At 64.2% G+C, this 9,667-nt stretch carries 5 protein-coding genes; 3 read left to right on the top strand and 2 right to left on the bottom strand.

Going from position 1 to position 9,667, the window contains the following annotated elements; all coding sequences use genetic code 11:
- Nucleotides 1-220: 220 nt before the first annotated feature.
- On the bottom strand, nt 221-382 hold the full coding sequence (locus tag J5M58_RS23800) for a hypothetical protein (RefSeq protein ID WP_181457359.1): 162 nt from the start codon (nt 380-382) through the stop codon (nt 221-223).
- Nucleotides 383-522: 140 nt separating this feature from the next.
- Here J5M58_RS23800 and J5M58_RS23795 point away from each other — a divergent pair, with 140 nt between their 5' ends.
- The 3 genes from J5M58_RS23795 to glgB all read left to right on the top strand — a co-directional run bounded on the left by J5M58_RS23795 (nt 523) and on the right by glgB (nt 8,239).
- Entirely contained in the window at nt 523-2,541 is a 2,019-nt protein-coding gene (locus J5M58_RS23795; protein WP_112252867.1) for an alpha-1,4-glucan--maltose-1-phosphate maltosyltransferase, read from the top strand.
- A gap of 170 nt (nt 2,542-2,711) precedes the next feature.
- Nucleotides 2,712-6,032 (top strand): maltose alpha-D-glucosyltransferase, encoded by a 3,321-nt coding sequence (gene treS, locus J5M58_RS23790; RefSeq protein WP_207879820.1) that lies wholly within the window; start codon nt 2,712-2,714, stop codon nt 6,030-6,032.
- Nucleotides 6,029-8,239 (top strand): 1,4-alpha-glucan branching protein GlgB, encoded by a 2,211-nt coding sequence (gene glgB / locus J5M58_RS23785; RefSeq protein ID WP_112252865.1) that lies wholly within the window; start codon nt 6,029-6,031, stop codon nt 8,237-8,239. Before treS ends, glgB begins: the two co-directional genes overlap by 4 nt.
- 107 nt (nt 8,240-8,346) lie before the next feature.
- Here glgB and J5M58_RS23780 read toward each other — a convergent pair whose 3' ends face one another.
- Entirely contained in the window at nt 8,347-9,423 is a 1,077-nt protein-coding gene (locus tag J5M58_RS23780; RefSeq protein WP_112252864.1) for an autotransporter outer membrane beta-barrel domain-containing protein, read from the bottom strand.
- Nucleotides 9,424-9,667: the final 244 nt, after the last annotated feature.

The following is a 9,667-nucleotide window of genomic DNA, read 5'->3' as shown; positions in this document are numbered from 1 at the left end:
TGACGGTGACCGGCAAGGTGCAGAAGTTCCGCATGCGGGAGATCAGTGTGGCCGAGATCGCGGCGGTTACTGCTGGTTGATGCATTGGCTGTTCCGGCCTCTTCGCGGGTAAACCCGCTCCCACAGGTACAGCGCCGTGTTCGAGTTTGGCGCTGTCCCTGTGGGAGCGGGTTTACCCGCGAAGAGGCCGGCCCTGCCAGCACAGGATCCTGGTCTACCCTTAAGCCTTCACCGGTGGCTCCTGGCTCGGCGGGTCGCCCACTGTCGGCGGCACGGTCGGCTTGATCGGCAGCTCGTCCGGGTCTTCCTCCGGCACGGGCGGCGGCAGGCTCGGGTTGTCGATGTTGGGATCGGGAGTCTCCGGTGGAATGGGAATGTTCATGGCCTGACCTCGCTTGGGTAATTGAAGAGGTGCTGCAGGCTTCGACTTCGCGCAGCTGCCGTTCGCTCAATTTTTTTGAACCCCACGCCTGTGCCCGGCTCTGAACCCTTACCGCCACCAGCCTGAGGGAGCAAGGTCCGATGTCACGAAACGAGCCCTTCGAAAGCGTGCCCATGGCCAACGATCACCCGGACCAGGCCATCAGCCTGTCCCAGGCGCTGCTGGCGCCGCGCATCGTGATCGAAGACACCCAACCCGTGCTCGAAGCCGGCACCTTCGCCACCAAGGCCATCAGTGGCCAGCCGGTGGAGGTCAGCAGCAAGGTCTACAGCGACGGCCATGACCGCCTGGCGGTGATGCTCAACTGGCGCCAGGCCCACAGCCGGCGCTGGCATTGCGTGCCCATGCACTCACCGGGCAACGACCTGTGGCTGGCCGAGTTCACCCCCACCGATCTGGGCCCGCACCTGTTCAGCATCGAGGCCTGGATCGACCCGTTCGCCACCTATTGCCACGATCTGGAGAAGAAGTACCACGCCGGTGTCGAGGTCAGGTTGGAGCTGGAAGAAGGCCGATTGATGCTGGGCAAGGGCATCGAGCTGTGCAACGGTGCCCTGCGCGAGGAGCTCCAGGCCTTGCAGCAGCGCCTGCCCACGCTGAACACCGACGACCAGGTGGCGCTGTTTCTCGACCCCGCCACCGCCCGCCTGATGAGCGATGCCGAGCATCGCAGCTACCTGGCCCGCAGCCGTGAATTCCCCGTCGATGTCGACCGCCCGGCCGCGCAGTTTGCCAGCTGGTACGAGCTGTTCCCACGCTCGATCACCGACAGCCCCGAGCGCCACGGCACCTTCAATGATGTGCACGCGCGCCTGCCGATGATTCGCGACATGGGCTTCGACGTGTTGTACTTCCCGCCCATCCATCCCATCGGCATGCAGCACCGCAAGGGCCGCAACAACGCCCTGACGGCGGCGCCCGGCGACCCGGGCAGCCCGTACGCCATCGGCAGCGCGGAAGGCGGGCATGAGGCGATTCACCCGCAACTGGGCAGCCGCGACGACTTCCGCCGCCTGGTGGCCGCGGCGGCCGAACATGGCCTGGAAATCGCCCTCGACTTCGCCATCCAGTGCTCCCAGGACCACCCCTGGCTCAAGGAGCACCCCGGCTGGTTCAGCTGGCGACCGGACGGCACCATCCGCTATGCCGAGAACCCACCGAAGAAATACCAGGACATCGTCAACGTCGATTTCTATGCACCCGACGCCGTCCCCTCGCTGTGGCTGGCCTTGCGCGATGTGGTGGTCGGCTGGGTCGAGGAGGGGGTGAAGACCTTCCGCGTCGACAACCCGCACACCAAGCCACTGCCATTCTGGCAATGGCTGATCGCCAATGTGCGTAGCCGGTACCCTGAGGTCATCTTCCTCGCCGAAGCCTTCACCAAGCCGGCGATGATGGCCCGCCTGGGCAAGGTCGGGTACGCGCAGAGCTATACCTATTTCACCTGGCGCAACCACAAACAGGAGCTGCGCGAGTACTTCGAGCAGCTCAACCAGCCGCCATGGAGCCAGTGCTACCGGCCCAACTTCTTCGTCAACACCCCCGACATCAACCCGTACTTCCTGCACACCTCCGGCCGTGCCGGCTTCCTCATCCGCGCAGCGCTGGCCACCATGGGCTCGGGGCTGTGGGGCATGTACTCCGGCTTCGAGCTGTGCGAAAGCACGCCGCTGCCAGGCAAAGAGGAGTACCTGGATTCGGAGAAGTACCAAATTCGCCCACGCGATTTCAGTCAACCCGGCAACATCATTGCCGAGATCGCCCAGCTCAACCGCATTCGCCGGCAGAACCGCGCCTTGCAGACCCACCTGGGCGTGGCGTTCTTCAACTGCTGGAACGACAACATCCTGTACTTCGCAAAACGCACGCCCGAGCGCGACAACTACATCCTGGTGGCAATCAGCCTCGACCCGCACAACGCACAGGAGGCGCATTTCGAGCTGCCGCTGTGGGAGCTGGGGCTGGATGACAACGCCGAAACCCATGGTGAAGACCTGATGAACGGCCATCGCTGGTCGTGGTACGGCAAGACCCAATGGATGCGCATCGAACCCTGGCATCTGCCGTTCGGTATCTGGCGCATCGAAAAGGCCCGTTAGCAAGGTACACGCCATCCCCTGTGGGAGCGGGTTCACCCGCGAAGCAGGCGCTGCGGAGCATGGCACCGGCTTCGCCGGTGTTCGCGGGTAAACCCGCTCCCACAGGGGATCGTGTCAAGTCAGTTGCTTATGCATCAGGGCCAGAGCAACCAGAATTGAAAGGAGTCCACATGGCCAAGCGTTCCCGCCCGGCAGCCTTCATCGACGACCCGCTGTGGTACAAGGACGCCGTCATCTACCAGCTGCACATCAAGTCGTTCTTCGATTCGAACAACGACGGCATTGGCGATTTCGCCGGCCTGATCAGCAAGCTCGACTACATCGCCGAGCTGGGCGTCAACACCCTGTGGCTGCTGCCGTTCTATCCCTCGCCACGCCGCGACGACGGCTATGACATCGCCGAGTACAAGGCCGTGCACCCCGACTACGGCAACCTGGCCGATGCCCGCCGATTCATCGCCGAGGCGCACAAGCGCGGCCTGCGGGTCATCACCGAGCTGGTCATCAACCACACCAGCGATCAGCACCCTTGGTTCCAGCGCGCCCGCCATGCCAAGCGCGGCAGCAAGGCACGGGACTTCTACGTGTGGTCGGATGACGACCAGAAGTACGATGGCACGCGCATCATCTTCCTCGACACCGAGAAGTCCAACTGGACCTGGGACCCGGTCGCCGGCCAGTACTTCTGGCACCGCTTCTACTCGCACCAGCCCGACCTCAACTTCGACAACCCGCAAGTGCTCAAGGCAGTGATCGGGGTGATGCGCTTCTGGCTGGACCTGGGTGTCGATGGCCTGCGCCTGGACGCCATTCCTTACCTGATCGAACGCGACGGCACCAACAACGAGAACCTTGCCGAAACCCACGACGTGCTCAAGGCGATTCGCGCTGAAATCGACGCCAACTACCCCGACCGCATGCTGCTGGCAGAGGCCAACCAGTGGCCCGAGGATACCCGCCCGTACTTCGGCGAAGGCGAGGGCGACGAATGCCACATGGCCTTCCACTTCCCGCTGATGCCGCGCATGTACATGGCCCTGGCCATGGAAGACCGTTTCCCGATCACCGACATCTTGCGCCAGACCCCGGAAATCCCTGCCAATTGTCAGTGGGCGATCTTCCTGCGCAACCACGATGAGCTGACCCTGGAAATGGTCACCGACCGCGAGCGCGACTACCTGTGGAACTACTACGCCGAAGACCGCCGCGCCCGCATCAACCTAGGCATCCGCCGCCGCCTGGCGCCGCTGCTGCAGCGCGACCGCAGGCGTATCGAACTGCTCACCAGCCTGCTGCTGTCGATGCCCGGCACACCCACCCTGTATTACGGCGATGAACTGGGCATGGGCGACAACATCTACCTGGGCGACCGCGACGGCGTGCGCACGCCTATGCAATGGTCGCCGGACCGCAACGGCGGTTTCTCTCGCGCCGACCCGCAGCGCCTGGTACTGCCACCGATCATGGACCCACTGTACGGTTACCAGACCGTAAACGTCGAAGCCCAGGCCGCCGACCCGCACTCGCTGCTGAACTGGACCCGGCGCATGCTGGCGGTGCGCAAGCAGCAGAAGGCCTTCGGCCGCGGCAGCCTGCGTACCCTCACGCCGAACAACCGGCGCATCCTCGCCTATCTGCGCGAGTACACCGACGCCGATGGCAACACCGAAGTCATCCTGTGCGTGGCCAACGTCTCCCGCGCCGCCCAGGCTGCCGAACTGGAATTGTCACAGTACGCCGACAAAGTACCGGTGGAGATGCTCGGCGGCAGCGCTTTCCCGCCGATCGGGCAACTGCCGTTCCTGCTGACCTTGCCACCCTACGCCTTCTACTGGTTCCTGCTGGCCAGCCACGACCGCATGCCCAGCTGGCACATCCAGGCCACCGAGGGGTTACCCGAATTGACCACACTGGTACTGCGCAAACGCATGGAAGAACTGCTGCAAGCCCCCGCCAGCGATACCCTGCAAAGCGCCATCCTGCCGCAGTACCTGCCCAAGCGGCGCTGGTTCGCCGGCAAGGAAGGGCCGATCGACGCGGTGCGCCTCTGCTACGGCGTGCGCTTCGGCACGGCAACCACACCAGTGCTGCTGAGTGAAATCGAAGTGCTCAGCGACGGTGTGGCCAACCGCTATCAATTGCCGTTCGGCCTGCTGCCCGAAGAACAGATCAACAGCGCGCTGCCACAGCAGCTGGCCCTGTCACGGGTGCGTCGTGCCCATCAGGTTGGCCTGATCACCGACGCCTTCGTCCTTGAGCCGTTCATCCGCGCGGTGCTGCGAGCCTGTGAGGATGGCATGCATCTGCCTTGTGGCAATGGCGAGGGCGAGCTGCGCTTCGAAAGCACGCAGCAGTTGGCGGGCCTGGCGTTGAACGACGACAGCAGCGTGCGCTACCTCAGCGCCGAGCAGTCCAACAGCTCGGTGGTGATCGGCGACCAGGTGGTGCTCAAGCTGATTCGCCGGGTCAACCCGGGTGTGCACCCCGAGCTGGAAATGAGCGCCTACCTGACCGCCGCAGGCTTTGCCAACATTTCGCCGCTGCTGGCCTGGGTCAGCCGGGTGGACGAGCAGGGCGCGCCACACCTGCTGATGATCGCCCAGGGCTACCTGAGCAACCAGGGTGACGCCTGGGCCTGGACCCAGAACACCCTGGAGCGAGCCATCCGCGACCAGATGGAGCCTTCCAGCCTCGACGCCGATGCGCACACCGATGCAATGGCCGAACTTACCGGCTTTGCCGCCTTGCTCGGCCAGCGCCTGGGCGAGATGCACCTGCTGCTGGCCGCACCGACCAATGACGAGGCCTTCAAGCCGCGCCCAAGCGATGCTGACGACAGCGAACGCTGGAGTGCACAGATCAGTGCCGAACTCACCCATGCCCTCGACCTGCTGGCCCAGCACCGCGACAGCCTCGACAGCGAAAGCCAGGCGCTGGTCGACGACTTGCAGCAACAGCGCGACGGCCTGGCCCAGCACATCGCCAACCTGACCTGCCAGGCCCAGGGCGGCCTGCTGATGCGCGTGCACGGCGACCTGCACCTGGGCCAGGTGCTGGTGGTGCAGGGCGACGCCTACCTCATCGATTTCGAAGGTGAACCGGCCCGGCCGCTGCAAGAGCGTCGGGCAAGACATAGCCCGTACAAGGATGTCAGCGGCGTGCTGCGATCCTTCGACTATGCTGCTGCGATGATCTTGCGCAGCGCGTCTGCGGTGGACCTTTCCGACCCGGCGCGCCAAGCCCGGCAACGTGTAGCCAGGCAATACCTGCACCAGTCGCGGCATGCCTTTGTCGAAGCCTATGGCCTGGCCACCGCGGCCATGCCTCACGCCTGGCAGCAGGCCGAAGGCGAGCGTGCTGCACTGGAGCTGTTCTGCCTGGAGAAGGCTGCCTACGAAATTACATACGAAGCCGAAAACCGTCCAAGCTGGCTGGCCGTGCCTTTGCATGGCCTGCATGGACTGATCAGTACTTGGGGAGAGTCAGAATGAACGTTACAACGCGTGAAAACGGCGGCCTTCGGCAACGGGACCTCGACGCCCTGGCCCGCGCCGAGCACGCCGATCCATTTGCGGTACTCGGCCCCCATGGCGACGGCGCGGGCGGGCAGGTGGTCCGCGCCTTCCTGCCCAATGCCCTGAATGTGCGCATGCTGGCCCGGCATGACGGGCGCATCCTTGCCGAAATGGAGCAGGGCAGCCTGCCCGGGTTGTTCACCGCGCACCTCGATGAGGCACACCCTTACCTGCTGCAGATCGGCTGGGCCGGTGGCGAGCAGATTACCGAAGACCCCTACAGCTTCGGCCCGCAACTGGGCGACATGGACTTGTACCTGTTCGCCGAAGGCAACCACCGCGACCTGTCCGGGCGCTTCGGCGCCCAACCTGTGCAGGTGGATGGCGTCGACGGCGTGTGTTTCTCGGTGTGGGCACCGAACGCCCGGCGGGTGTCGGTGGTGGGCGACTTCAACAACTGGGACGGCCGCCGCCACCCCATGCGCCTGCGCCACAGCGCCGGGGTGTGGGAGCTGTTCGTACCGCGCCTTGGGGTGGGCGAAACCTACAAGTTCGAGGTGCTGGGCAAGGACGGCATTCTGCCGCTGAAGGCCGACCCGCTGGCGCGCGCCACCGAACTGCCACCGAGCACCGCCTCCAAGGTAGCGGGGCCGCTCAGCCACCACTGGCAAGACCACGACTGGATGGCGCAACGCGCTCAGCGCCATGCCTACAGCGCGCCGCTGTCGATCTACGAACTGCACCCGGGGTCGTGGCGCTGCGAGCTGGATGAGGCGGGTGAGGTCGGGCGCTTTTACAACTGGCGCGAGCTGGCCGAGCGCCTGGTGCCGTACGTTCAGGAGCTGGGTTTCACCCATATCGAACTGCTGCCGATCATGGAGCACCCGTTCGGCGGCTCTTGGGGTTACCAGCCGCTGTCGCTGTTCGCGCCCACCTCGCGCTACGGCAGTGCCGAAGACTTCGCCGCCTTCGTCGACGCCTGCCACCAGGGCGGGATTGGCGTGCTGCTAGACTGGGTGCCGGCGCATTTCCCCACCGACGAACACGGCCTGGCGCGTTTCGACGGCACCGCCCTGTACGAATACGAAAACCCCCTGGAGGGCTTCCACCAGGACTGGAACACGCTGATCTACAACCTTGGCCGCAACGAGGTGCGTGGCTTCATGATGGCCTCGGCGCTGCACTGGCTGAAGCACTTCCACATCGATGGCCTGCGTGTCGATGCCGTGGCCTCGATGCTGTACCGCGACTATTCGCGCAAGGCCGGCGAATGGGTGCCCAACCGCCACGGCGGGCGCGAGAACCTCGAGGCCATCGACTTCATCCGCCACCTCAACGGCGTGGCGGCCCACGAGGCCCCTGGCGCGCTGATCATCGCCGAGGAGTCCACCGCCTGGCCCGGCGTCAGTCAGCCGACCCAGCAGGGCGGCCTGGGCTTTGCCTACAAGTGGAACATGGGCTGGATGCACGACACCTTGCATTACATCCAGAACGACCCGGTGCACCGCACCTACCACCACAACGAGATGAGCTTCGGGCTGATCTACGCCTATTCCGAGCACTTCATCCTGCCCATTTCCCACGACGAAGTGGTGCATGGCAAGCATTCGCTGATCGACAAAATGCCCGGCGACCGCTGGCAGAAATTTGCCAACCTGCGCGCCTACCTCACTTTCATGTGGGCGCATCCTGGCAAGAAGCTGCTGTTCATGGGCTGCGAGTTCGGCCAGTGGCGTGAGTGGGACCACGATGGCGAGCTGGACTGGTACCTGCTGCAGTACCCTGAGCACCAGGGTGTACAGCGCCTGGTCGGCGACCTCAACCGTCTGTACCGCGAGGTGCCGGCGTTGCACGAGCAGGATTGCCAGCCCCAGGGGTTCCAGTGGCTGATCGGTGACGATGCGCAGAACAGCGTGTATGCCTGGTTGCGCTGGAGCAGCAGCGGCGAACCGGTGCTGGTGGTGGCCAACTTCACGCCGGTGCCGCGCGAGGGGTATCGCATTGGCGTGCCGTTTGGCGAGCGCTGGCAAGAGCTGTTGAACAGTGATGCAGAGCTGTATGCCGGGTCCAATGTCGGCAACCTGGGGGTGGTGGTGAGTGACCAGATAGCCAGCCATGGCCAGCCGCAGTCGCTGGCCCTGAACCTGCCGCCGCTGGGTGTGCTGGTGATGAAGCCGGCCTGATCTTCTGCCTCTTCGCGGGTAAACCCGCTCCCACAGGTAGTGCACAAGCTTCAAATGTTGTGCGGACCTTGTGGGAGCGGGTTCACCCGCGAAAGGGCCGAACCTGCCTACCACCGCATCCGCACCCCAAGGCTGCCAATCAACCCGTTCAAATCGTTGTCATCCACATCACTGCTGTAATCGGCACTGACGAACAACGCCACCGAAGGCGTCACCCGCGCCACCAGCCCCAACCCCAGTTCCACCGTGGTCGAGTAGCGCGAGCTGGAGATCTTGTCGACCTGGTCCAGCTTCACCTCATCGGCATTGCTGAAGTCATACCACACGTTGGTCCGCACATAGGGCTCGATCGGCATGCCGCGTACTTCATAACGCCCGGACAGCCTGGCACCGACCCGACCGCTCCAGCTCGGCTGGCTGTCGAAGGCCTGCAAGGTCTCCTCCTGCGCCCGGTTGCCAGGGAACAACCGCTGGTTGATCAACTGCGCCTGCGGCTCGATCACCCAGCCGCCACCCAGGCCGATGGGTATGCCGCCTTCCAGCGAAAAGGTCATCGCGTGGCCGCTGTCGTCCAGTCGCTGGCCATTCTCGCCACGACCATTGACGTCGATGCGCGACCCCATGGCCACGGCATCCAGGTGCCAGCCCTGCTCATGGGTCATGCTCCAGTACACCCCCAGGCTTTCACCGCTGAGGTTCACGGCGTTGCGTTGCTTGTCACCCAACAGCCGGCGCATGCCGTTGAAGCTGGTCTGCAGGTTGTTTTGCCCCACGAAGATCCCTGCGCGGTGCACATTGCCCGCTGCAGTTTCGCGCACGAACAGGTCCGGGCCGATCATCAGTTGCTGGCTGGGTGCCTCCAGCTGGTCCGGGGGCTGCGCGCCACTGCGTGCAGCGGTGGGGAAGAACTGCGCCCACTGGCTGGCGACCAGGTCCGGTGCAGCCTGCCCATGGCGTTCGCTCATCTTTTGCGAAAAGGCGTTCAAGGTACCCATGTTCAAGCCACTGGCGCTGACCGGGTCGAGCGACAGCTGTGGTACTGCCGGTTGGTGCAGGAAACCGGGTGAGATCGGGTCGTCCTGCAGTTCATACGCGATAGTTTCCACCGGGGTTGCCAGAAGCAGCGACGTGGAAACCGCGTAAAAAATGCTGTCGAAGCGCAAGTGGTTCGAGGTGCTTTTCATGGCGGATCTCCTTTGTTTTTGTGTTACAGCCCTAGGACCTGGCCTGTTGTCACGAGCTGTACGGCAAAAACAGTGGGCGACCCAAACCAGCACGCCAGGCTATCGCCAGCGCGCACGAAGGCGCGAGCTAGAGGCCCGGCGCGAGATCATTACTGCTTTGATATGTTCAGCTAAGGAGAGCGCGCCGCTTGCGTCAAGAAAGCGTGAAGGAAGTGTTCAGGTTCCGTGGTTTTATCCAACCTGT

The sequence above is a fragment of the Pseudomonas sp. 32_A genome, from assembly GCF_017490905.1.
Lineage (GTDB): Bacteria > Pseudomonadota > Gammaproteobacteria > Pseudomonadales > Pseudomonadaceae > Aquipseudomonas > Aquipseudomonas inefficax.
Note: the sequence above shows the minus strand (reverse complement) of the source record. Positions and strands in the feature narration are given on the sequence as shown.